Raw genomic sequence first — 25,310 nt, 5'->3', positions numbered from 1 at the left:
TTCTTCAGCTTCAAATAGCCCCCTTCAGCCTTTGAATGAATCTTTGAAACGAGTCATGGACAACATTACCGCCTCATTTTTTCTTACGGAAACAGCCTCGGTTATAGAGTATTCAGAGCAAGTAAAAAGTAATCTCCAGCTACAAGAAGTTACGCAAGTTCTTCAGTTTGTTTACAGGGATTACTGAATACAACAATTATGAACACAATGAAAAAACCTAGAACAAGTTCAAGGTTTAAAGGAATGGTAATATAGTCTTAGGCTATGATCCGTACACAATTTCGGCCATTCTTCTTTGCGGCATATAAGGCTTGGTCGGCCCGTGGCATCAATGTTTGGATGGTATGGCCTCGATCACCAGCTTCAATTGATGCATGAGTCACACCGAAACTGCAGGTAACGGAAATCTTCTCTCCATTAACCTCTGCAATACTTTCAGAAACCTTACCCCTTATAACATCGGCTAACTCATATGCAGTCGGTAAAGCGGTATTCGGCAAACATACGATAAATTCTTCACCACCATAGCGCCCCAATAGATCTCCTTCCCGAATATATTCTTTTGCAGTATTTGCAACAAGCATTATGACGGCATCCCCTGCTTCATGTCCAAAAGTATCATTAACATTTTTAAAATGATCGATATCAAACATGATGACTGAAACACTGCCGCCTTCCCTGCTTAGAGCATCGAATAAAATTTCCGATTTTTTGATGAAAAATGTTCTATTCAATATTTGGGTTAACCCGTCCAAGCTGGCAAGTTGTTTCAACTTTTCCAGCATGAGCACTCTTTCAGTTACGTCGGCGAAGGTAATGATCTGTCCGATAGGCAGGTTGCTTTTGTTGAACACGGGTGAAAAACCAATATGGTAATGTACCATATCACCATTTATGCTGCATGTAAAATCACTGTCTTGCTTAAGGTAGATTATTTCACTAAGATGATGATTCCCATTTAGCACACTTGTAATCGATTTACCTATAGTATGTTCATCCAACAAAGGTATGATTTTGCGCATTCCATGGTTATAATCAACAATCAAACCCTGTTGATTTAAAACGATGACACCCTCTTTCATACTTTCAAAAACAGTATCCCTGGCGATCGGTGCTACATTGAACATTTGAAAAGTCAATAGTGCCGCACCATGAAAAATAAACGTGATACTCATGGATACAGGACCAAGATCGATACCATATAAGCTTAATCCATTTATATAATAGTAATTTGCTAATATAGGAATAAGCAGACCTGCCACCATCATTGATATTTGCATCCTGAATCTGAATGAAGAATTTTTCAACTGCCTTAGCAATATTATTATACTTATCATCACACATAAAAAAAGAAACAGGGAGTGAACGTAAAACCAAGGGCCGCCCACCAGTTTAATTATTGGAAAAGGACTATCGCCTCTCAATCCCATTGATTTGTAATAAAAGTGATGAGAATCATTTGTATAATGCATGAAAATGGTGATGAACGGTATGATGAAGAGTGCATATTTCCATACCCTCTTGATTCTATGCCCTATATATTCTATGCACATCAACAAAAGGAAGACTGGGATGAAAGGCAAGGCCAAGTACTCGACCCTTAACCAAAATAAGATTTGTTCCAAAGATGTACTGGAAAGTTCGAAAGCATAGGAAAAAGTAAAAATGGAAGACAATAATGTCACGATAATATACGGTGTTTCTCCAGGTGCATCCTTGACCTTTAATAGTGCAAATAAACACAGGAACAAACTTAAAGCACCTGCCAATATAACTACGAGTAAGTATATCGATAATTCCCGTGGCATTGCGAATCAACTCCGTTTAACAAAAAAATGATTTTTCCGTATATTATATAGCACTTTATAACTAGGTGACTAGTGTTTATTCGGGGAATTCTGAATTTTGAATGACTGATTTTAATGCCGTATTAGGAAGCTATTTACTAACTCCCAAAACTCAAAAACCCCTGCTTCATCACTTTGAACGTGAGCGGCAGGGGTTCTTAACTTGTATAAATATGGATTATACCTTCTCTGTTACTGCTGTGAATCGCTTTAAGAAGGAGAGTATTTTTTGATAGACGGCAATTTCATTTTCTTTTTTGGAAAATCCATGTCCTTCATTTTCTAGAAGCATATAATCGACATCTCTTCCTTTATCCTTCAACGCTTGAACGATTTGATCCGATTCCTCTTTGACGACACGGGGATCGTTTGCCCCTTGAATGACAAGCATTGGCTTTATCATGGATTCTAGATAAGTGATAGGCGAAAACTCGATTAGTTTTTCTTTATCTTTTTCCGGATTTCCTACCCATTGGTCCATTACTGGCTTCCAGTCTTCAGGTACAGAATTGATAAATGAGAATAGGTTGGATGGGCCGAAGATATCGACAACCGCCTTAAAATAATCCGCATGTCGCCCGTGCAACAGAAGGGCCATGTAGCCTCCGAAGCTTCCGCCCATCAAAAGAATGTTGCCTTTTTGTGCATGCCCTTGGTCTATCAGCCAATCAAGGCCGGCTACATTATCAAGTCGCGGTCCATTTCCCCAATCTCCCTCTACCATTTTCATGAATTCCAAACCATAACCAGTAGAACCGCGGAAGTTTGGCGCGAAAATACTGTAACCGTTATTCAGAAAAAATTGAAATGAAGCTCTAAAAAACTTCCGTTCTGCCGCTTGAGGTCCTCCATGAGGCCAAAAAATTACTTCACCATTGCCATTTTCCTTTTTTGCCCTAAAAAATAACGATTCGATCTCCCGGCCATCAAAGGAAGGGTAGGTAATGATGTCCGGTTCAACCAATTCATTAGAATCGACGCCAGGAACAGTATATTTAGTTAATGATACCCACTCATCACCTGTATTTTTATAGATATTATGAGGCTTGGTTGCACTCATGCCAAATAGGTAAAGCGTGCCTGATGCAGCAACTTCAAGTTTATTAATGACACTGCATGGCACGGGGATGTTTCTCCAATTTTCATTTTGCAGATTGATTTCATATAATTGATCCTCTACACCCTTTTGACTGGTTATATATAATAATTGATTCTCTTTACTATAAGTAAAAGCAGTAAAACTCTCATTCTCCAATTCTTTAACTTTACAGAACTTGTTTGTTTCAAGGTTGTATGAAGCCAAATAGGTAAAGTCCGAATCATAATCAGTCAATAAATATATCATCGAATCCGAAACAAAAACCCCATCATTCACTGTGTGTTGTTTCTCTGTCGGCGGAGTGAGCAGGATATCTTCGTTCCCTTTTTTTGCATAGAGAAGAGTATATGTATTAGCAAAGTGTTTATAGTAAAGTAAGGTTTCTTCATCCGGGCTGAAGCCAAATAAATAGGTCGCTGCATCTTTTCCCTCCAGTACCAGCCTTTCCTGTCCTGATTCTAAATCCAAACAATAGGAATTAAGAAAGGAAGGATTTCCTCTGGATGTCGTGTAATAGAGATTTTTACTGTCATTCGATAATTTTGGCATGAAATTACGTGTATTTTCATGATTAACGATTTCCTTCATTGTTCCTCCATTCAAAGGAACTCCGTAAAACTGGGTATTTTCATTACCGTCTTGATCGAAACCAGCAATGATAAACCGGCTCTTCTTATCATATATAAGCCCTTGGCAGCTTTGATCGATGGATGTTAGCGGATAAGGAAAGGAGTTTGGCAAATCCATTCCCCATAAATTATACTTGCCGCTCAAATTGGTACTGAAAACCAGATGTTTTTCATCTGGACTTACAGCAAAATCAGCAATGGAAAACGTTCGTAAAAATTGCTCAACATCAGGTTTTGGAAAAGTGATCATCATTGGCAACCCCTTACTTTTATAATATTGAGAAATATCCGTAAATAATTATACCATATTTTTCCTAAAAGGTACTGAGGAAATAGTGAATTAAGGTTTTAACTAGCGAAATATGGATAATTTAGTCTCATTAAATATTAACTAAAACACTCTATAGGCATTCGGAACATCCAGGTTATGCAAAACTATTCTTTTTTAAATTCATCGGAGCATCGTTATGTCATTCTATATACTGAGTAAAGATCTATTTACATATGAAACAAGCTTAAGAGCACTGGGCTCTTAAGCTTGTTAAGCATCAATCGATATATCTTCTTGCTCCGGCATATTCCTCTCCGTATCCCGATGTTTTTATTTCATCAATCCTTACATGTGTTGAGCTGTTAGGCGAATGGATCATTTTGCCGTCACCAATATACATTCCGACATGATGGACCCTTCCTTTCCCTTTATCATGGGCAAAAAATAGTAAGTCACCTGGCTGAAGATTTTCTTGTTCAACCTTTTTGCCATGCTGGGCCTGAATGGAAGAGTCCCGTGGGATCGTTATTCCATTAGCATGGTACATCGTATACGTAAATCCAGAACAGTCAAATCCAAAACCGGACATTCCAGCCCATAGGTAAGGTAGCCCCAAAAAACCTTTTCCTGATTCAACGATGTCCTTACCGGTTGGATCCGGTATTTGATTTTCATTTTGATAGACTGAAACGTCTTGCTTTTCCATCCATTTTGCCCCATTACCCGGTGTCATCACCTTCACTTTATCTTTTTTCACCTGCAATAGCGGAAGGCGGGTATTGAAGCTGACTTCGATGAATCTGGACTGAAGTTTCGAATCCGAATAGAGCCAGGTCTTTGGGGCATTTACAAGGGCAAATCCTCGTTTAAATTGCTTCTCAAAAGAATGTCCGTCTTTTAATTGTCCCTTCGGCATCCAACCTGGGTAACCAATATCATTGCGGGGTGTAGGTTGATTGGAAACGGCTACTTTCACCCATTCGCCACGTTCTTCAAGAATCGTCACTTTAGAACCATATAAAGCTTGTGTTTCCAGGTTACCTACAAGCCATAGCTTGTCTTCATATTTCATCGAGCCGATCCATTCATTCAAATCAGCGGGATTCGATGCAGAAGGGGCATCGATTCCCCTTAATAATCCCGGCTCAGTCCAAAGAGTGGCCACGTTCACATCAACATAGGCAATTCTCTGCTTCTCCCTGGAACTAGCTTCATTGGGACTGCCTACTAAAATGCCAAAAGCCAATAAAGATAACACAAAAACGGTTAACCTTTTCAAATCATTCACCCTTTCGAAATTTTTTTATTGAGCAAAAGAGGATTTCCTCTTGACTCCCAGTCCAGGTTTATCGGAAATGAGAAGTTGATCTTTCATAAATTGAATGCCTTCAAATGGCTCATTCTTAATCCATAATGGGGCATCTAAATCAATCTTCGTTATATTTGGATGGGCGGTTGCCAGATGAGCCGCGGCCGCTACACTAACGGATGATTCCATCATACTCCCGATCATGCATTCCACCCCGGCTGCTTCTGCCATATCGGCGATTTGGAGTGCACGTCGAATTCCGCCAGTTTTCATTAATTTGATATTAAGGAAATCAACAGCATGTTCATTCAGGAGCCTCATGGCATCACGTGGGGAAAACAAACTTTCATCGGCCATGATCGGCACTTGGACAGAGCGTTTTATTTTTTTCAATCCTTCGATATCATGGGCTTGCACGGGCTGTTCCACCAAATCAACGTTCAGCTTTCTTTCTTCGATTTCATGAATGATGGAAATCGCTTGTTTTGTTGTCCACCCTTGATTTGCGTCAATCCTGATCATGACCTGTTCGCCAACAGCAGCACGAATGCAGGCAACACGCTCCACGTCATTCTTCCAATCCTTCCCCAGTTTTATCTTCATCGTAGAGAATCCGCTTTCGATAAGGGACAATGCCGCCTTTGCCATTTCTTCAGGTTCATCAACGCTGATTGTCATATCATTTTTCAGGACATTAGATTTACCGCCAAGATATTGATATAATGGGAGCTGCCATCGTTTGCTGACTGCGTCGTACAAAGCGATTTCAACAGCAGCTTTTGCACTTGTGTTACCTACACAGGATCGTTGGATCAGCTGAGACAATGCATTGATATTCTCGATGTCGCGGCCAAGTAGATGTGGTCTGATCACTTCTTCAATGACCGTCATGATTCCTTTTGTAGAATCACCTGTGATGGCAACCGTAGGGGCTGCAGCCCCCAAACCTTCCGTTCCATCCTCCAATTTTACGGAAACCATGATGTTTTCAATTTCCATTGCAGTGCGTAATGCAGTCTTGAATGGCTTGATAAGTGGCAAGGTTTCCACTGATACTTGTAAACTTTCAATCTTCATATTAACAACCCTTCCTTAAAAGCTTGAGAGTATATATGATGTAAGAATTCCAAAATAGGTGCCCAGAAGACTGCCAAGTACTGCCATCAATATCCCGACTGGTATTAGCGACCGGTTGAATGCACCTGCCAATATGGGGGCTGATGCCACGCCCCCTATGTTGGCCAAAGAGGCAACTCCCATTGTAAATAGATCCAACTTAAAGATTTTGGCCAAAATGACCATGATCAATCCATGAAAGAATAGAATCATAAAGCCGGAAATAATATACACAGGTGCTTGAAACAGCTGTGAAAAATCGGCATGGGAAGCAATTAAACCAATGACGATATAAAGCATGACTTTGGAAATTTCCATGGAACCGGCAATACGTCCAACCTTCGTGACAGCCAGAATTAATCCTACGGTCGAAGCGATGATGATCGTCCAAGTGGTTCCATTCACAGCGGCACCGAGTACCGGGAGTCTCTCCCCAATTTTGGTTGCACCTGCTGAAACAATTAAAGCCAGCGCCAAGAAACCGATCAATTCAACGAATCCAAATTCCGTCTTGGCGGTTTCCCCCGCTTCAAGCTCGGAAGTCATCTGATCAATGAAAGATGTATCCGCTTTCGTCCAAATATTGAATTTTCCAGCAAGAGGCACCAGCCAAAACAAGAACATGACCCAAATGGAATAATTAACAGTATCCATGATCAACGCATAGCCAAAAATATTTTCAGGCACATCGAGTATGCCTTGCAAGATCACCATATTGGCAGAGCCCCCTGTCCAGCTTGCGCTCAAGGCCGAGAATGCCTTCCAAGTTCCTTCCGCATAAAAGCCATTCATTAAAACGTAAGTAAGCGTGAACCCTCCAATAATGCTGAATGAAGCCGCAAAAAAAGTTAACAGCATCTTTGGTCCAAGCCTGATGATTTTCCGCATATCGCATTGCAAAAGCATAAGCATCAACATGGCAGGCAAGAGGAGCGCCCGTATGGTGCTATATGCACTTTCGACTGACTCACTATCTGAAAAGACCCCGAATGTTTTCATCAGAGCCGCTCCAATATAAATAAGGACAATACCAGGAACATACTTGAAGAACTTTCCTCCTATCTTTTTCTCCACAACCGCAATCAGGGCAGTAAATGCCAATAAAAAGCAGACAAACATTACACCATCTTGAATCATATTCCATACCTCCTAATCTTTTATAACTAAATGCAATTTCCATTTTATTTAACCCCATCAATGAATTATTGCATGGCACTACATAGAAAAATCCAGCTGCCAAAGAGCGCGTACGCACTCTTTAACAGCTGGATTTCAATTGCGACTGACAAAAGAAGCAGCTATAACTTATAAAGTTGCTGATATTTGATGCTGGCATTTCTAAGGGCGACGGTCAGTGCTTTCTGAGATGAACCAAAATACCGTTGCTCAATTTCTGTCTCCAATTCATCGGGCCGAAGAATGGATTTACCAACTAACATGGATTGAATGAAGCGTGATGTAATCGATATCGTGGTCGAGCATTCCGCATCCACTATTTCATGCGTATCACGATCAATGACGAACCCGATAAAAAAGCAGTTGAATTGCTGTGTAATTGGATTATTGGACGGTGCCTTCGATTCGCCAACTATATATACTGTATTCTGTTGAAACATGATTGTTGTGCCTCCTGCCATTACAGACATCATAACAGGTATAAATAGGGTGACTATCTATATTATTACAATATGAAATGGTTATATATATTTTAATATATATAGCAAGCATTTGACAATATATTTTGTATATTAAGTCAATTCCCGATTCCTTCGGCCAGAGAATAGATAAGTTCTACAACTAATACGCCAATCAAACTGAAGAATCACGAAGAATAACCAGGTATTGTTAAAGAACTCGTCTCAGGGGTCATTTTTTGACCTACCACCACACTTTATTGGACCTTCATTCGGACGACAATGGTTCGGGATCCAACACATCATTTCAGCCCTTCGTATGGTTCATATTTCGCATACATATCTTTTCGGCGATTACGATCCTTGAAGGTGGTTGCTGCACCACTTTTTCGATTCTCATAAAGTTCGTCCATATCCACTGTACCGGTAATGATCGTATGTTCATTCATTACCGCCTCGGCCACTATTCCATTAGCAGGCCAAGCGCTGTCACAGGGGCTAAGGATACTGGCACGGCCATACCCGTTCGGCAAGGGTGATCCCGGTTCACCAACTGTGGGGCAATGAACAAAATATACCTGATTTTCTATTGCACGTGCATGTGCGCAATGGCGAACTCTCCAAAAACCAGCCTCCGTAAATGTGTATGATGGGCAAAAAATGATGTCGGCACCGTTCACTGATAATATCCTTGAAATTTCAGGTATCTCCGCTTCATAACATACCGCTATCCCTATCCTAACCGGACCCACGGAATAAACCTCCAGTTCATCGCCTTCAGAAGTATGCCAATTCGCTTCAGCAGGAAAGATATGAGTCTTTTTATGCTCCACGACTGATCCGTCTTCATCAAAAATATAAGCAATATTGTAGTATTCATTTTCGCGGCGTTCCAGATGAGTGCCTGCAATGATGACCTGTTTTCTTTTTCTTGAAATTGACCTGAAAAGATCTTTGTATTGATTGGTATATTCATCGATGCTGATAAGGGACGAAGCATCCTGTTCTCCAAAGGCCGCTGATAACCCGATAGTTAACAGTTCAGGAAAAATGATATAATCCGAGTTTTCGGGAACTTGGGTGATCAAGTCTTCTACTTGTTTCTGAAATTCAAGGAAATTTGACACTTTTTCTACACGAAATTGGCAAGCCGTTATTTTAATTTTCACAAAAGCCCTCCCATATCATGTTTTATCAGCTCTTCCAGACTTTTAAAAGAAATCAGGATATCTTATCCAGATCATTCATCTCGGTCTGTTGCATGGAGATTTGTTTAGTCAGGGCACTTACAAGGAATGTTACTAGTATATTAATCAACAAAGCTATGACGCCTGTACTGATATCATTAATTACATGTGGGGTATTTGGCAGGAATGTAGCAACCTTCACATTTGCAATTGTCGCATATAAAACAATCAGGACACCTGCCAATATTCCAGCCATCGCACCATACTTATTGATTATATTGGTTTTTGGCAAACTGAAAAACAAGGACGGGGCCAGTTGCGTAATTAAACTGTATGACATGATATTCAGGATGGCCAAAGCCTCGCCGCCTGTAACCGTTACAATTAAAGCAATGATTGAGATACCAATAATGATTATCCTTGAGACAATCAATTGATGTGTTTCAGTCGCAGCAGGGACCAGGACTTTGAAAAAGCTATTTGTCAGACCTACCGATGCAGCCATTAGCATGACTGAAGCCGGTACTAGGGCCGTCAATAAACCTGCAGCTCCGATAACCCCTATCACCCAAGGATCGAATGTTTGTATCGCCAGCCTTAAAAGTGAGAGATCACCATCAGCTCCTTGCAAACCCGGGATTTGCATGATGGCTGTAAATCCAATGAAAAAAACGAACAGCAGCAACAATGTGTATAAAGGTAACGCAATCGCATTTTTGCGAAGGGTCCTTTCCCCATTGGACGATAAAACGACCATGAAAGTTTGTGGCAGCAAATAAAATCCTAGTGCATTCAGCAAAACGGTGGACACAAACCAGGACTGACTCAATCCCTGATCTGCCAAAACCAACATTTCCGGTTTGGCAGCTTGCACGGTCTCGAACATTGGCTGTATGCCTCCGAAGTAATGAACTGGAATGTAAATCCCTAAAAAGATGACAACCACCAAAATCATGAAATCTTTCAGTATGGCAGTCCATGCCGAACCATGAATGCCTGAAATCATTACATAGGTAGTTACAACCACAGCACCGATCACACTTGCAGCAACTGGTGAAATTGCTCCGTATGATGCTTCTGAAACAATGATACCCAACCCTTTAAGCTGTATGACTATGTATGGGACGAGGGCTAAGCTTCCCAATACAGCAACGATCATCCCCATTGACCTGCTTTTATATTTAGATGCAAAATACTCTGGCTGAGAGATAATGGAATGTCGTTTTGAATATCTCCATATTTTAGGGACGAGCCAATATGATAGGACATAAGCTAAGAAAATATAGGCGGGAACATAATAAGCAGCGGCACCTTTTGAGTATGCCCACCCACTTCCGCCCAGGAATGTAAAAGTTGTATAAACTTCACCTGCTATCAAGAGAAAAATGAAGAATGTACCGAAGCCCCTGCCCCCTACGGCAAATTGCTCCATATCCATATCCTTCCCTTTTCTTGCTTTAATCCCTAAATAAAGTGCTAGAATCAAGAAGATGGCAATGATGAGCAATGAGATATTCATTCAGATTCACTCCCTTTATTATCAGGATCGAACTTATAGACGATCATTAAGATAATCGATGCCATCACCATCCAAAATGCAACCCAAAATAACAAAAAAGGCATTCCCAATATGTACGGTTCTATTTTATTTGCATAGGGCAATAAACCTAAAAACCCTATAAATGGAACAAAAAGCAATAGCTTAATAGCATCCAAATTATACCCTCCCCTAATTAGTTTCCTTACATGGGTGCATAACCATCAGTCAAGCCGACTTTCATGCTGAACTGATGGTTTGATGGCACCCTTCGGTCACTGGCTGTATACAACCAACCATATTTCCGCTTAAGATGACTGGATGGCAAGGACCGTTTCCAATATTACATTGACGCCTTTTTCACAATCTTCCCGTGTAGTAAGTTCCTCTTCACAATGGCTTTTCCCGTTGATGCTTGGGACGAAAACCATGGCAGTAGGTATATAACTGGCTATAAACTGTGCATCATGTCCTGCACCGCTTACCATTCTTTTATATGGTAGTCCTAATGAATTGCTCGATTGCTCGAGCAAATTGCAAATGGATTTGTCGAACCACACGGTATCCCTGTCCCACAATTTTTTCGCTTGGATGTCGCAGCCGCCTTCTGAACCTCTAGTTGTAAGGTCTTTTATGACTTCCTCCACCTTTTCGATGACTTTGGAATCCTTATGTCTCGCTTCAAGCGAAAAAACCACTTTATTAGGGATGACCGTATGGATATTCGGAAACACATTTACCCTTCCCATCGTAAAAACCAAATCGTCATCAAGCATGCCTAGCTTCTGACGGGCCTCCATGATCAAGCTATTCGCGGAAAAGAAAGCATCTTTTCTCATATTCATCGGGGTGGTTCCTGCATGATCGGATTCTCCTGTAATTTCTATCTCATAGCAAACCATACCAAGGACACATTCAACGACACCGATCGTTAGTGATTCCCGTTCAAGAATGGGCCCTTGTTCTATATGCAACTCTAGAAATGCCGTTGCTTCTTTTAAACGAGACTCTTGATCCCCTGCATATCCAATGGCACTCAAGGCACTTTCGAAAGTGGTTCCTTCACTATCCGTCTTTTGCAGCATGACGGATTTTTCGAATTTACCCGAAAGAACTCCCGAAGACATCATGGAAGGTTCGAATCTGGCTCCCTCTTCGTTCGTAAAATTGACGATCATTACCGGAATTTTAGGCTGGATATTGTTTTCGACCAGAGTACGCACGACTTCCAAGCCTGCAGCTACACCCAAGATACCATCAAACCGCCCGCCCTTTTTTACCGTATCCATATGAGATCCCATTACAATAGGTGGTTTGTTTTCAAGTCCCGCTAAAGTGGCGTAAATATTCCCCATATCATCAATCTTAATGGTCATACCCAATTCTTTACAGCAAGCGCAAAAATAATCACGGACTAATCGATCTTCGTCGGAAAGGGATAGCCGTGTGACCCCGTTGTTTTCTGTGCGTCCAAAATCAGCAAATTTTTCTAGCGTACGACTTAGCCTCTCACCATTAATTAATAATTTTTGCTTTTTCATAGCGAATATCCCCCTTTTAATAACCTGCTAAATCCTCTTCGTTCGCTTAAGCCAAAAAAATGTTAGTGAAGGTCTTGTTGTTTTAGAATAGTCACGCTAGATTATATTTCCACCATCGTTTCCCTAAGATAAAGAATCTCCCCATTCAGAATCGTCGATTCAACTTTCAAATCCTTGATATTTTGGGAATCCACTTTCAATATACTATCATTCAATACTACTAGATCGGCCAGCTTTCCTGCCTCCAGGCTGCCTTTGATATCTTCATCGAAACTAGCAAACGCGCCATTCCATGTGTATAGTTTAATGGCTTCCAATACGCTAATCGATTGAATCGCACCTATTTTCATACCAGACCTGCTTGTTCTATTAACAGCAACGTGTATGCCTAATATAGGGTCGTGATCAGTAACGGGAGCATCTGAACCGGCTGCGGCCAGGATGCCATTATCAATAAAATCACGGGCAGCGTACATATGGTTGACCCTATTGCCGTAATGTTCAATATATATATCACCGAATTCATAAGGAAATGGGGGGTTGGGGATTGGGATGACCCCAAGTTCTTTCATCCTTTTTTGTAAATCTGGTGAAGATATTCCAGCATGCTCAATTCTATGTCTATGATCTTTTCTGGGCGATTCATTCAAAGCCTTTTCCACGCAATTTAAATACATCTCTATTGCCCTGTCTCCTTGGGCATGGACTGTGATTTGAAAGCCTCTTTTATGTGCCTGACCTAATACTTGATGGATCTCCTCTTCTTTATAATAAAGAATTCCGGAATAACCAGGATCACTCGTATAAGGCTCACGGGTGGCAATTGTCGGACCGGTACTGCTGCCATCCGTAAACAATTTGGCTGGTCCGATTTTGAATCTTTCGTCCCCCGTTCCGGTTATCACTCCCGAATCTACCATTTTATTCACAAATTCATGAGAATTATTCAATGAACCGACCATCGCATAGATACGGACACGAATGTCCTTATTTTTTATGGCCTGCTGCATTAAACGGAAACTGTCAGGACCATGGGCACCAGCTTCATGAATGCTTGTAATGCCTGCTTCAATGAAATGTCCCGATGCTATTTTGACCGCCTTCAACAGTTCACTTTCTGAATAGCTTGCTCTGTCGGCCATTATCATATTTGCTGTTTCAATGAGTTTTCCTGTAAGCCTCCCCGCTCCATCCTTTTCAATGATCCCTCCAGTTGGATTCTCTGAGTTTTCATCAATTCTAGCAATCTCAAGCGCCCTGCTATTCACCACGCTTATATGGCTGCATGTGCGATTCACGATAATGGGATGGTCTGTTGAAATAGCATCCAATTCCGCTAATGTTGGATAACGTTTTTCTTTCACTGCGGTCTCATTGAAGCCCCAAGCCCGAATCCACTCACCTTTAGGGATCGTCGAAGCTTTCTTCTTCAGATCGATTAACAAATCTTCTACAGATTTGATATGTTCAGCTTTACAGCTCACTGCCAATTGATTGACACCATACAAGATTAGATGAATATGAGAATCTATAAACCCGGGAAGTAAGGACTTTCCCTGCAAATCAATCACATTTGTTTCTTCTCCGATAAATACCTTGATTTCCTGATTCGTTCCGACTGCCGAGATACGATCACCGTTAATTGCCAGGGCTTCCGCGACTTCATTTTTTTGATTTACGGTTATGACTTCACCGTTTATGAACACGATATCAGCTTTCAACCAACACACCCCTTCCTTATTGTTTCCCCCTCAGTTCTGCCACCTCTTCATTTGCTGTCCCTGCCGCCACTTACCGGAATATTCTGTTTTCAACAGATTCATTATATCCACACCAGATTGTGAAATCATTAGACAAATAGTTAAAAATATCATCGTTTTTTTATACCTTTTATATAATTGCGTATTAATTCCCATGGTTTGCTGGCCCCAGCCCCCTCTATTCCTAAGGGGGCTATAACCAATCAAAAAAAGGATAGATCCAGCTGCTTATTTGCTTATCTATCCCGCCATTATTCAATTACAACCCATTGTTTCTCCCGATAATGCCAATGGTCAAATACTGTTTATTTTCTTGAAAATCCCATGGCCAGTATCGAAGGGTTAATTCGCTTTTATCCAATTTTTCAATAAACGTTTTTACTCCTATCAAGGCTGCCCCATAACCAACGTTCGAGGCCAATGCAAAGATGGCATTCAGCCCTTCGTTAATGGTATCCATATACTCAGGTTCGATTTTTAAGATATCAGTCCATGTAATACAGAATCCATTTTGCTTGGTACATTTAGATATAGAGTGATTCACTGTACGAACGATCTCATCCCTTACATCCAAAATTCCATTCTTAATCTCTTCTGCATCTTTTTTCTGATAGTGGTTTGCATGATCGGAAAGAAGCTCCATGGCCCAATTATAAAATAGTTGAGTATAAATGGCGGAAGTTGCCAAGATATCAAAATCATTATAATAATTAGCAAAAACACGTTCAGAAAGCTGACCTAACCGATTCTCGGTATCCTTTAAATACCGAATAATTCCCTTTGCCGTTTCACCACGATTCAGCATGGAAGATAGGTGGTGATCAAAATCCACTTTATCGAGGCCTGTTACATCAATTTCAATAAGTTGAATTTTCTCCCGGGTCCGTTCAGGCAAATTTGCCGTACCCTTTTCCATACTTTCCATATCAATATCAAATAGGTATATGGAGTTGCATTTAGTTGCCAGATACTCTATATCCAAATCATCGCAATTGCCTGCTCCGACGATAGCCACTTTATCTACGAACGCTTTTTTCGAAAAAACGGCAGCGAATAAACCTGTAACTTGTATACGATGCTGTTTCCACCGTAACTTTCTGTATTCATCCCGATTATGGTTCATTTTTCTTTGATAGGTTTCCAAGTCAATCTCTCCCTTTAGGGTACTAAGGATTTATTTATTGTAACAAAGTATCCCGATCTTTTGGAGGGCAGGTAATTTAGATTTCGCGCTGGGGAAAAGATAGGCTCAATTTCCATAGTAAAATGAGCGATAATGATGTTAGAATAATATGGGAATTGTTTTAAAGTAGCAGTGATTACAGGAGGGTGTTCCTTGAGCAAAACAAAGAAGATTTTACTTACTTTATTAGGTGTTTTTTCAATCATCTTGGTCGGTGTTGTAATCCTTTTGTTTTCATTCACACAGAACATGAAAGCAGATCCCGATGAAGAAAAGAAGATCCGGGATAAAGCTGAAAGATACTTAGAGGAAACTTTTGATGAAGGAACCGAAATATATGATGTCCTATACGACAATATGGGAAACCGGGGCTATTTTGAATACGCAGCTAAAGTGAAACATGAAAAATATGGTACGCATTTTCTTGTTTTCTTTAATGATGAAACAGGGGAAATGGAGGATACATTCCTATCTGATAAATGGCAAGATGATGCAGAGAAGGAAATCAGGCCATATGTTGAAAAAGAACTGGGTGACGTGTTGATATCCAAGGAAATGGAAAATATTGCAGAAAGTGAAGATTGGGAGAAGATTCAAGAAGAAATAGGCGATTATAATCAATTACTCTTGGTCTTTGATGAGGGGATCGGTAAAGAATTGAACATTGATCCGAATAAGCCAGCCAGCTATAAAGATTACGAAGTTTCCCCTACCATCCGGATTACCCTTTCACGTAAGAAACAGGATGCAGATGAAGACCGCTTTAACGAAATGATCAATGGCCTTAAAAAAGATAAAGTTCTTGAACATGGAAATATGATTGTAGAATATATTAGTACCAAAGGTGTGCCACTGCTGGTGGATTTAAATTAATGAGAAAACCTCTCTAGCTTTATTTAAAGCTGCATGTGCATCATCAATAACTAATGTGCTAATATTAATCACAGGTCGAGAGGCATCCCCAACTATACCAAACACTGACCTAGCATTAAAAAGCTTTTGAAAAGTGGTGACTAGTATAGCTTAACCACTCAAAAAATCAATAGGATTTCATTATCCGCACCGAATGTAACACATTTTATCCCCAATCCATTAGCGTCATTAAATACCTGTTCTGTTGACTCTAGTTTGATAGCCAAGCGCATTGTACTCATATTTAAAATGTTCATCTTGAGTTAAATTACCGTCAGCATCATATTTATATACCATGTCATTTTTAGTAGTAATCTGATTAGCTGTGTTATACGTAAATTTATCCGTTTTTTCACCGCGAGTGTTTTCTTTGCGATTCCCAACTTCATCGTAGCTATATTTATTTATCGTGCCATTTGGTAGTACCTCTTGAATTAGTTGACTATTTTCGTCATAACTAAAACTTGATACTCTTTGTTTGCTATTTTCTTCAAGAATATTACCTGAACCATCATAAATATAGGAGAATTCTAGGTTAGATGAAAAGCTAGGTTATGCTTATGTGATGAACAAACATGGATTTGGCATGGCCAATTATACAGTTGCCTATGAAAAAATAAAGATACGTGAAAATAGTTATGGATATTTTCATTTTGTAAAGTTTTTTTGCTATGGATAGTGGAGTAAATATTAAGCATAAAGCAAGCCATCTTTTTTCTTAAAATAAAAAGATGGCTCGCTTTATACTTAAATTCGCTTAGCGTATATTTTCCTTAAAATGTGGGCTGTACGCCCATTCACATTAATTAGTCCTGTCATTGATGAATGAAACTCGTTTTCAGTATCCCCAAAACGAAAAAAACTCTATTCTTTCTGAAAAATAATAGGAAAGAATAGTGTTTTTATAAGTCTCTCATTTTGAGGGTCCCTCGCCATGTTGGGCTCTTTTATAAAGAAGGTATAATAATAGAAAAACATGTTCCCGTCCCTTTTTCGCTTTTTATTTCTATATCCCCGTTTAATTCTTTAATAATACCGTATGAAATCATAGTGCCGAGTCCAGTTCCCTTCTCTTTTGTAGAATAAAACGGCATGGCGATTCGCTTTATCTCCTCAGGGGACATACCAATCCCTGAATCAATAATATTAATCACAACATTATTCTTCATCTTTTTTACATTGATTTGCAATATTCCTCCATGAACCATAGCTTCAATACCATTTATAGCAATATTAATTAAACAACGTTTTATTTTATCGGCGTTGGCATTTATATAAAGAGGATCTTTATTACTTGTTTTAACTTCAACATTATGTAATAGGGCCATCGGTGATAGTGCATTTATTACCTGTTGGACGATTTGGCTAATATCTAAAGATTCTTTCAAGCAAATTTGTGGTTTTGCTAAGGACATATAATCCTCAATAATGAGTTGTGTCTTTTCTAACTCCATTAGCATGACTTGCAAATATTCATCCTTATATGTTTCTAAGATTTCATTTTTACTAAACAACTGCATAAATCCATATACCGTAGTCAGTGGATTACGAATCTCGTGGGCAATAGAAGCGGCCATTTCACTTATCGCATAAAATTTTTCTGCACGTTGAATTTTTTCTTTCATTTTAAACTTTTCAATCATACCTTCAATTAAATAAATAGATAACAATCCCGTAAGGATATTGATTACTATAAAATTGGATAAAAATTGGATAAAAGAAGTTTCGACTTTATCATTTATCCTCATTTGGTTCATTATAGCAAAGGCAGAAAAGGAACTAGTGCAAATGAAAATAAGCAGTGTGCTGAACAATATTTTTCTTTTCTTTAAATAAGTAGGTAGAAAATAATGAAACATCAAAGTAATGGTAATGGTCATGATATATACAACAACTGATGGGAAAAAGCCATTTCCTCCTAAGTAAAAGCGGTAAGAAAGATATACAAAGGTGATAATAATAAAACTTCTAAAACCGCCATAGAGAAAGACTAAAAGGATAGGAATAAGCCTTAAATCATAAATATATCCGGATTGAAAATTAAAGGGAAACGTCATGCAAAGAATAATAGCAATTGATGAAAGGAGGGAAATATATAGATCATTACGTGTTTCTTTTCCATCTTTATCTAACCAAAATACTTGATAGCAGAGAATACAAATAATAATAATGAATGCGTTTAATAATAGTGTAGGTATCCCCATGCTATACTCCCCTAATCTTTCTATTTAGTTGGAATCCTCACGGATTCATTTGACCCTTGACAAAGCGCTCTTTAAATGTGAAAAACACCTCATTCTTGGCATAATGAGATTGTCGAGAAATCACTACCAAACAGAAGAGGTAACTCCTTTTTTAAATTATCGGATATGTGAGAAATAATGGTAAAAAAGTAAATGATTTAGAAATTGCCATACCGTTTTGTTAATTATCATTCGTCTTCTTTGTTCAACTAACGCACCCGTTAGTCCATTAGGAAAGCGAACATTATTAAAGAAACACGTCCAATTATGGAGTTATTAAATCATATAGGTTGTGGTATTTCAAATCACTGTTTATTTTTCAGCCATTTTCATTATCTCATGTGCAACAACCATGTCAGTTCCAGAAAGTCCTACGGAACAAAGGATCAGTCTGTCCAAAATCAGAAAGAATTCATCAATCAATTTTTGTAAACTAGATTCTACTAAGATATTATGTGCCTCTTTTAGACGATTACAATCTTTGCACCACACCCAAATAATTACTACTCTAAAACACTATTTACACAAATTCTGAACAAATTTAGGGAGAACAAATGATGCTTTATGCAATTCAGGAGTGTAATACTTTGTGTCAAGATCAAAGAAACGAGAGACATTTACATCCAGTGGATCATGTGTCTTCGCTCCAAGCGTAAATGTCCACAATCCACTCGGATATGTTGGAATATTACAAGTATAGAGGCGAGTAATCGGGAAAATCTCTTTTGTATCATGAATCGCATCTCGTATCAGATCCCCTTTAAACCAAGGATTATCTGTCTGGGCTACGAAGATACCGTTTTCCTTTAATGCCTTTGATATTCCCGCATAAAACCCTTTAGTAAATAAATTAGCAGCTGGCCCTACAGGCTCGGTGGAATCGACCAAAATGACGTCATATTCATCTTCACTATTTAGAATATGCATAAAGCCATCACCTACACTAAGCTCTACGCGCGGGTTCCTGTACTCAGAGGCGATATTGGGTAAATACTGCTTTGAATATTCCACTACTTTCTCATCGATTTCAACTTGAACAACATTGGTAACGCTTGGGTGTTTCAATACCTCCCGAATCGTTCCCCCATCACCGCCACCAACAACGAGCACCTTTTGTGGATTTGGATGAGTATATAATGGAACATGAACAATCATCTCATGATAGACAAATTCATCCTTTTCGGTGGTCATAACCATTCCATCAAGTAGAAGCATATTACCGAATTCTTCGGTTTGAATCATGTCCAATTGTTGATACTCTGTTTTCTCGGAGTGAAGGTTTTTGTTAACTCTTGCTGTAATACCAAAAGAATCGGTTTGTTTTTCTGTAAACCATAATTCCATATTCGATTTCTTTTCCTTTCTATATTTTTATTTATATGATCAGACAAAAGATAGATGAACTCTAAACAAATGGCACTGCTTCGGTTGTTAATTCTATCGGATCATACAGAATTGAAAATTCGATTAAATCTGTCTATATTCACTATTTAATGATACATCACAACAAACGATAGTTCATTGGCGGCTGGTCCTCCGACGTCGATCAGGAACCTGACGTATAGACAAAATCAAATTTTTTCTCACCCAGTGATACCTTTTTTTTAGAGTGATAGATATAATATAAGCCTTTGCGTTGCACAAAGGTCAAGCTTTTTTAGTAGGAATTTGAATTTTAAAAATAATTTAACTGGGATTATCTGTAAGGGTTATAACCCTAAACGATTTGTAATACATCACTTCGATGCCACTGAGTATATAATTAGCTGTATGAAATGATTTGAACCCTAACAAAGAGCAAACATGCTTCTAAATAAAACGGTAATCTTGTTCTACTATATTCTTGAGATATCTAACTTGCCATATTTGCATGCCTTCAGGTATAGGTTTCTCTTCTTAAAATCAAAGGACCAAAACACTTCCTTTGTGGAAAAGGAAGTGCAGGAAGACCAAAATCCAAGGAGTATTCACAGGAAGATCAGTTAAAAAAGGCTGTAGCTCGTATTAAATATTTAGAGGCAGAACTTGAATTACTAAAAAAGCTAGACGAACTCGAAAGGCAGGCATAGAAGAAAAGAAAATGACAACGAATGAAAAGTTTACGTTAATTAAACAAATCACTCGGCAATATAATATTACGAATATGGTCCGTTATTTTTGTGAAATAGCCGAAGTCAGTCGCAGGATATTATGCTTGGATACATGCTGAAAGGATTCGATTTACTCAAGAGAAGAAAGATTGGCAGGATTATGAACTTTTTAAGGAAATATTTGAGGCCAAGAGGAAAAAAGCAGGTGCACTCACCATCAAAATGATTTTAGAGAATAATTATTTTTTCACGATGTACCATAAAAAGATTCGGAGGCTCATGCATAAGTTCAATCATAAAACCACAATTCGTCAACCGAAACCCTATAATAGCCACTCATGAGCATAAGGCCGTTCCAAACCACTTAAACAGGAATTTTAACCAAGGAGAACCGAGGAAAGTTCTCCTTATAGTTATTATTTACGTTTATTATGGTTCTGGACAACCAGCTTATCTTTCTTGTTCAAAGACGTTGTTACACGAGAAATCATCGCTTTTCACTTATCTAGAAGTCTCACTCAAGTTGGGGATTGTCTATCAGACATTGGAAAAGCTCTCTGATTCCCTAAAAATTCTATGATAAAACGGAGGAAAATCACTTTATATCAGCAAACGCTTCATTTTAACAGACTAATGCTTCTTTATGAAGTTCTGCTCTTTATAATCGCTGATTGCAGCCTGTTTTTTCTCTTTTTCTTTTAAAACATAACTAAGCAAGTCTAATGAGAGGCGCGCTGCCACTTGGCCAGTTATTCCCGTATGATCGTAAGGAGTAGCTACTTCTACCATATCAAAACCGATAACTTCTCCTCTTTTTGCAATTCCATGGAGTAATTCGTTGACTTCATCATAAAGCAGGCCTCCAGGAGAAGGTGTGCCTGTCGCAGGGGCGATCGATGGGTCGAGGCCATCAATGTCCATGGTAATATAATATTTTTCACCTGCTGGAATAAGTTCCAGAACCTGTTCAAATCCCATCTTTCTCATTTGGCGGGGAGACAAGATGACACTTCCGTATTCTCTGGCAGCATCGACATCTTCTTTTTTACTGCTGCTGATTCCACGAATGCCCAATTGGAAAATCTTTTGAACATGATTCATTTCAGATAAGCGGCGGATGCAACTTCCATGTCCAACCCGCATTCCTGAACGGTGATCTGCCCAGTCTAAATGCGCATCAATCTGGATCACATGAAACGGCCCGAGTTCATCCAAGCCCTTTCCTACTGGAATTGTAATGGAATGATCTCCACCTAAAACAACCGGCATTGCACCTTTTGAAACGATTTTTCTAATGGCTTCTTCCGTATTATCATGGGATTGCATCATATCCCCATGTACCATGTCTACATCACCGCAATCAACAACTTTCCATTTCGGGCCAAGATACATGATATCATTTTCAATATCATAGGCTCCATCTAACCCGAAACTATATAATGTAGAGCCTTCACGAATTCCTCTTGGGCCCATTCTTGCGCCTGACTTCCATTGTGTTCCCATATCATTTGGAACTCCAATTACAGCTACATCTGCATCTAGCTGGTCTAGATCAGGACATACGGGATATTTCCCGAAAGTACAGATTCCGGTAAAAGGTAAATTAAGATGTTGTTTTTCATTCGACATGTACTTTGCCTCCCACTTGAATTACTTTCTCGTTAACATATGCAAGCTTCATGCCACCCTATAAAACTAGGCAAAACGGAATTGTGTAGCAGGAACCAACATATTTTCTAATTATCGATTCTCCTTAGTAAACGCCACAAAGAAAGAGTGTAAGGGAAATAATTCATACAAAGTAAAAAATATCAAAATACCATTCTTGTCTTATTAGGTCTTAAAAAAGACAAATCTTGATGAACTGGATTTTTACTCGTAAAATAATCAATTAGGCTGACAGCTTTCTTTCTGTTAAAGCCCATCTTTAGAATTAATATTTGAAAAGTTTAATATATTGGTGAATTCAAAAAAATGTATCCTCTATTATTAGTCAAAAATTCCTTCGATATAAGCATTATTCGCTTTCTTTTTACTCGTTTATCTCTACTTCTAAATTTCTAATGATCAAACCACTTGGTTGGTTCAACTTCTAAATTAATGTTGATTTGTTTTACCTCACTAAACTCATCTAAACCAAAAGTTCCTAATCCCCGGCCAATTCCACTCTGCTTATAGCCTCCCCACGGTGCTTCATTGTAAGCTAGATTGTAAGCATTAACCCACGTAATTCCGGCTCTTATTTTCTTAATCACTCGTAAAGCCATCGCACCGTCTTGTGAAAATACACCTGCTACGAGGCCATATGGGGTATCATTCGCAAGCTGGATGGCTTCTGCTTCATCTTTAAACTTTTGCACAGTCAGTACCGGACCGAATATTTCTTCCTGAACAATTCTCATGTCAGGTTTAGTGTCAACAAATATCGTCGGCTCAACAAAATAACCATTTTCAAGCCCATCGCTTGTGATACGCTTGCCTCCGCAGGCTAGTTTCGCCCCTTCTTCTATACCTAGTTGAATATAGTTGAGCACCTCATTCATATGATCTTCACTGACAAGCGCCCCCATTTCTGTAGACGGTTGATCGCCAGGGCCGACCCGGATTTTTTTCGCCTTCTCTACCAGTCTCTCGATAAACTTGTCATGAATGCTCTCTTCAAGCAGTAAACGAGATCCTGCATTACAAACTTGGCCGGAATTTACAAAAATTCCATATAAAGCATAATCCACGGCTGTTTCAAAATCTGCATCAGCGAAAACAATATTAGGTGACTTGCCTCCTAATTCGAGAGCAATGTTTTTAATATTTCCAGCTGCTGTTTTCATGATGTTTCTGCCTGTTTCTGTGCTGCCAGTGAACGAAACCATATCGACTTTATCGCTTTCCGCTAGTTCATTTCCTACTGTTCCCCCGCCGCCCATAACTAGGTTGGCAACGCCATCCGGTATGCCGACTTCTTGGATAATCTCAAATAATTTAACAGTCGTAATCGGAGTGATCCCAGCTGGTTTAAACACAATCGTATTTCCTGCAGCAAGGGAAGGGGCAATTTTCCAGGCTCCTGTCAGTAAAGGGAAATTCCATGGAGCGATTAGTCCACATACCCCTACCGGCTCCCGAACAACCATAGCCTGTACAGGACCGGAAACCGGGTAAGTTTGTCCATCGGGTTTAGTGACTAAACCGGCATAATATCGAAAACAATCCACTGCATCCGCAATGTCAAATTCCGCTTCTCTAAGAGGTTTTCCGGTATTCGCTGTTTCAAGCTGGCTAAGCTCAGATGCACGTTCTTCAAGGGTCTCCGCTATTTTAAATAGGTAGGAAGCACGTTCTGAAGCTGGCAGATCTGACCAAACTCCGGAATCAAATGCGGTTCGCGCCGCATCAATGGCCATTCGGGTATCTTCTGCATTTCCTTTGGGAGCCTCTGCAATGACCTTGCCGTTTGCAGGGTTTACAACATGACTCTTTTGTTTACTTAAAGAATCCATCCATTCACCGTTTATGAACATTTTCAGATTTAACACTGTAAAAACACCTCCAGTTTTTATGTAAGCCATGGTGGCCGCCCAATTAAAACTCCTATCAAGCTGACCACCGATTCAAAAACTCTTAATCCACATTAACACTTAATAACTCGACACATCTTCATTCCATCGAGGAACATTTAGAATTGGTCATGTCAAATTTTCTAAATCGATCTATATAGTTAAATTAATGTTGTGTTTTTCGCCTCATAAGTCTTTTGGAATAATGCCAAATAATCTTCGCGTGTCACTTTTCTTGAATTCGTCTGTGTACACAAATGAACTGCTGCCCCTTCAGCAAGGAATGGGAAATCTACAGGATTGACATTATTTAAATCTCGAAAATCAGGAATGCCAATTTTACGAGCAAGCTCTTTTAACAATACAACACCTTCATAGGCAGTTTCCTCAATTGTTTTACCTTCTTTATTTGCTCCAAGTTTTTCAGCTACAATTGCATGCTTTTCAGGGTTTGAAGGAATATTAAATTCAAACACATGTGGAAGAAAGATAGAATTTGCTACCCCATGTGGAGTATCATAAAGACCGCCGAGTGGTTCAGCCATAGCATGTACAGCACCAAGATCCGCGTGATTAAATGCCATGCCTGCAATTAAACTAGCTACAAGCATATTTTTCCGTCCTTCTAAGTCGTTCCCATTTTCTACAGCTAACGGAAGGTACTTAGCAATTAATTCAATTGAATAAAGACTGAGAGCATCTGAAATTGGTTCAGCAATATTGCTGGTATAAGCCTCTATAGCGTGTGTAAGTGCATCCATTCCGGTAGCAGCAGTAATAGATTTAGGCAGAGTTAGAGTTAATTCTGGATCCAAAATTGCTAGTTTCGGAGCCAGTCTAATGTCAAGTATAGCCTCTTTCTGTTTTGTAACTGTATCTGTAATGACAGAACCTGTTGTAACCTCACTTCCAGTACCTGAAGTTGTAGGAATACAAATAAGCGGAGTGATTTCTCTCTCTAGTAAATTAAAACCGTAACGATCTCTAAGCTCTCCTCCATGGGTTAAAAGTGTACCAATTGCTTTTGCTGTATCCATCGAACTTCCGCCGCCAAGACCTATCAAAAGATCTATTTCCTCGTCTTTAAATTGTTGATAGGCTCTATGGCAATCTACATCTTTTGGATTAGGAGTAATTTCATCAAAAACAATATAATTGACACCTTCTTGGTCTAACGAATCGGTAACCCTTTGTAAAATTCCAGTTTGCGCCAATCCTTTATCGGTAATTAGAAGTGCCTTTTTTCCTCCTAGCTCTTTTGCTCTTTTCCCAATATTTTTAACTTTTCCGTTCCCAAACTCTATAGAAGTAGGAAGATTGAAATTAAAATCCCAGATCATCATTAATGTCCCCTTTCAATTTTTCAAACAGTGTAATAGTACAGTGACTCACTCTCTT

General features: G+C 39.3%; 19 protein-coding genes and 1 pseudogene. 2 read left to right on the top strand and 18 right to left on the bottom strand.

What is annotated here, in order from left to right; genetic code table 11:
* Window positions 1-257 precede the first annotated feature (257 nt).
* From NYE65_RS24805 to NYE65_RS24750, 12 genes are all read right to left on the bottom strand, one after another.
* The gene (locus tag NYE65_RS24805) at window positions 258-1,808 is read right to left on the bottom strand and encodes a histidine kinase N-terminal 7TM domain-containing diguanylate cyclase (RefSeq protein ID WP_340861961.1); all 1,551 of its coding nucleotides are present in this window, start codon (window positions 1,806-1,808) and stop codon (window positions 258-260) included.
* Between the two features lie 217 nt (window positions 1,809-2,025).
* Window positions 2,026-3,825, bottom strand: a complete 1,800-nt coding sequence (locus NYE65_RS24800; RefSeq protein WP_340861960.1) for a S9 family peptidase — start codon at window positions 3,823-3,825, stop codon at window positions 2,026-2,028.
* A gap of 298 nt (window positions 3,826-4,123) precedes the next feature.
* Complete coding sequence (locus NYE65_RS24795; RefSeq protein ID WP_445670436.1) at window positions 4,124-5,125, bottom strand: C40 family peptidase; 1,002 nt, start codon at window positions 5,123-5,125, stop codon at window positions 4,124-4,126.
* A 24-nt stretch (window positions 5,126-5,149) separates the two neighbouring features.
* Window positions 5,150-6,232, bottom strand: coding sequence for a dipeptide epimerase (locus tag NYE65_RS24790; RefSeq protein WP_340861958.1), 1,083 nt, complete (start codon window positions 6,230-6,232; stop codon window positions 5,150-5,152).
* A gap of 15 nt (window positions 6,233-6,247) precedes the next feature.
* Complete coding sequence (locus NYE65_RS24785) at window positions 6,248-7,408, bottom strand: DUF819 family protein (RefSeq protein WP_340861957.1); 1,161 nt, start codon at window positions 7,406-7,408, stop codon at window positions 6,248-6,250.
* 161 nt (window positions 7,409-7,569) lie between these two features.
* A complete protein-coding gene (locus NYE65_RS24780) occupies window positions 7,570-7,887 on the bottom strand; it encodes a DUF3870 domain-containing protein (RefSeq protein WP_034312026.1) in 318 nt (105 codons plus the stop codon).
* A 320-nt stretch (window positions 7,888-8,207) separates the two neighbouring features.
* Entirely contained in the window at window positions 8,208-9,074 is an 867-nt protein-coding gene (locus NYE65_RS24775; protein ID WP_340861956.1) for a carbon-nitrogen hydrolase family protein, read from the bottom strand.
* A 52-nt stretch (window positions 9,075-9,126) separates the two neighbouring features.
* A complete protein-coding gene (locus NYE65_RS24770; protein WP_340861955.1) occupies window positions 9,127-10,611 on the bottom strand; it encodes a sodium:solute symporter family protein in 1,485 nt (494 codons plus the stop codon).
* Window positions 10,608-10,808, bottom strand: a complete 201-nt coding sequence (locus NYE65_RS24765; RefSeq protein WP_053534973.1) for a DUF3311 domain-containing protein — start codon at window positions 10,806-10,808, stop codon at window positions 10,608-10,610. The genes NYE65_RS24770 and NYE65_RS24765 overlap by 4 nt, the downstream gene beginning before the upstream one ends.
* A 129-nt stretch (window positions 10,809-10,937) precedes the next feature.
* Window positions 10,938-12,170: a Zn-dependent hydrolase gene (locus NYE65_RS24760; protein WP_340861954.1), complete on the bottom strand. Its 1,233-nt coding sequence runs from the start codon at window positions 12,168-12,170 to the stop codon at window positions 10,938-10,940.
* Between the two features lie 101 nt (window positions 12,171-12,271).
* On the bottom strand, window positions 12,272-13,891 hold the full coding sequence (locus NYE65_RS24755) for an amidohydrolase (RefSeq protein WP_340861953.1): 1,620 nt from the start codon (window positions 13,889-13,891) through the stop codon (window positions 12,272-12,274).
* A 298-nt stretch (window positions 13,892-14,189) separates the two neighbouring features.
* Entirely contained in the window at window positions 14,190-15,074 is an 885-nt protein-coding gene (locus tag NYE65_RS24750; RefSeq protein WP_340861952.1) for a hypothetical protein, read from the bottom strand.
* A 192-nt stretch (window positions 15,075-15,266) separates the two neighbouring features.
* Between NYE65_RS24750 and NYE65_RS24745 the strand changes: the two genes are divergently transcribed.
* The gene (locus NYE65_RS24745; protein WP_340861951.1) at window positions 15,267-15,986 is read left to right on the top strand and encodes a hypothetical protein; all 720 of its coding nucleotides are present in this window, start codon (window positions 15,267-15,269) and stop codon (window positions 15,984-15,986) included.
* A 986-nt stretch (window positions 15,987-16,972) separates the two neighbouring features.
* Here the strand turns inward: NYE65_RS24745 and NYE65_RS24740 are convergent.
* The 3 genes and pseudogenes from NYE65_RS24740 to NYE65_RS24730 form a co-directional block, all read right to left on the bottom strand.
* Window positions 16,973-18,229, bottom strand: a complete 1,257-nt coding sequence (locus NYE65_RS24740; protein WP_340861950.1) for an ATP-binding protein — start codon at window positions 18,227-18,229, stop codon at window positions 16,973-16,975.
* A gap of 555 nt (window positions 18,230-18,784) precedes the next feature.
* Window positions 18,785-19,612: a polyamine aminopropyltransferase gene (gene speE / locus NYE65_RS24735; RefSeq protein WP_328177976.1), complete on the bottom strand. Its 828-nt coding sequence runs from the start codon at window positions 19,610-19,612 to the stop codon at window positions 18,785-18,787.
* A gap of 387 nt (window positions 19,613-19,999) precedes the next feature.
* Window positions 20,000-20,164, bottom strand: a pseudogene (locus NYE65_RS24730) (IS6 family transposase); the annotation flags it as partial.
* A 302-nt stretch (window positions 20,165-20,466) separates the two neighbouring features.
* Here NYE65_RS24730 and NYE65_RS27380 point away from each other — a divergent pair.
* The gene (locus tag NYE65_RS27380) at window positions 20,467-20,700 is read left to right on the top strand and encodes an IS3 family transposase (RefSeq protein ID WP_445670461.1); all 234 of its coding nucleotides are present in this window, start codon (window positions 20,467-20,469) and stop codon (window positions 20,698-20,700) included.
* A gap of 288 nt (window positions 20,701-20,988) precedes the next feature.
* Here NYE65_RS27380 and speB read toward each other — a convergent pair whose 3' ends face one another.
* From speB to NYE65_RS24715, 3 genes are all read right to left on the bottom strand, one after another.
* Window positions 20,989-21,987: an agmatinase gene (gene speB, locus NYE65_RS24725; protein ID WP_328177975.1), complete on the bottom strand. Its 999-nt coding sequence runs from the start codon at window positions 21,985-21,987 to the stop codon at window positions 20,989-20,991.
* Window positions 21,988-22,418: 431 nt separating this feature from the next.
* Window positions 22,419-23,891 carry an aldehyde dehydrogenase family protein gene (locus NYE65_RS24720; protein ID WP_340861949.1) on the bottom strand — a complete coding sequence of 491 codons (1,473 nt, stop codon included), beginning with the start codon at window positions 23,889-23,891 and terminating at the stop codon, window positions 22,419-22,421.
* A gap of 182 nt (window positions 23,892-24,073) precedes the next feature.
* Window positions 24,074-25,255, bottom strand: coding sequence for an iron-containing alcohol dehydrogenase (locus NYE65_RS24715; protein WP_328177973.1), 1,182 nt, complete (start codon window positions 25,253-25,255; stop codon window positions 24,074-24,076).
* Window positions 25,256-25,310 lie beyond the last annotated feature (55 nt).

The sequence above is a fragment of the Peribacillus sp. FSL R5-0717 genome (genome assembly GCF_038002945.1).
GTDB lineage: Bacteria > Bacillota > Bacilli > Bacillales > DSM-1321 > Peribacillus > Peribacillus frigoritolerans.
The sequence above is the reverse complement of the archived record's forward strand: the minus strand, read 5'-3'. Positions and strand labels throughout refer to the sequence as shown.

What these genes read in the sequence shown, in the direction of transcription:
- NYE65_RS24715 (WP_328177973.1), bottom strand. Translation starts at nt 25,255, where the DNA reads ATGATGATCTGGGATTTTAATTTCAATCTTCCTACTTCTATAGAGTTT.
- NYE65_RS24800 (WP_340861960.1), bottom strand. Translation starts at nt 3,825, where the DNA reads ATGATCACTTTTCCAAAACCTGATGTTGAGCAATTTTTACGAACGTTT.
- speE (WP_328177976.1), bottom strand. Translation starts at nt 19,612, where the DNA reads ATGGAATTATGGTTTACAGAAAAACAAACCGATTCTTTTGGTATTACA.
- NYE65_RS24770 (WP_340861955.1), bottom strand. Translation starts at nt 10,611, where the DNA reads ATGAATATCTCATTGCTCATCATTGCCATCTTCTTGATTCTAGCACTT.
- speB (WP_328177975.1), bottom strand. Translation starts at nt 21,987, where the DNA reads ATGTCGAATGAAAAACAACATCTTAATTTACCTTTTACCGGAATCTGT.
- NYE65_RS24760 (WP_340861954.1), bottom strand. Translation starts at nt 12,170, where the DNA reads ATGAAAAAGCAAAAATTATTAATTAATGGTGAGAGGCTAAGTCGTACG.
- NYE65_RS24780 (WP_034312026.1), bottom strand. Translation starts at nt 7,887, where the DNA reads ATGTTTCAACAGAATACAGTATATATAGTTGGCGAATCGAAGGCACCG.
- NYE65_RS24785 (WP_340861957.1), bottom strand. Translation starts at nt 7,408, where the DNA reads ATGATTCAAGATGGTGTAATGTTTGTCTGCTTTTTATTGGCATTTACT.
- NYE65_RS24790 (WP_340861958.1), bottom strand. Translation starts at nt 6,232, where the DNA reads ATGAAGATTGAAAGTTTACAAGTATCAGTGGAAACCTTGCCACTTATC.
- NYE65_RS24805 (WP_340861961.1), bottom strand. Translation starts at nt 1,808, where the DNA reads ATGCCACGGGAATTATCGATATACTTACTCGTAGTTATATTGGCAGGT.
- NYE65_RS24740 (WP_340861950.1), bottom strand. Translation starts at nt 18,229, where the DNA reads ATGGGGATACCTACACTATTATTAAACGCATTCATTATTATTATTTGT.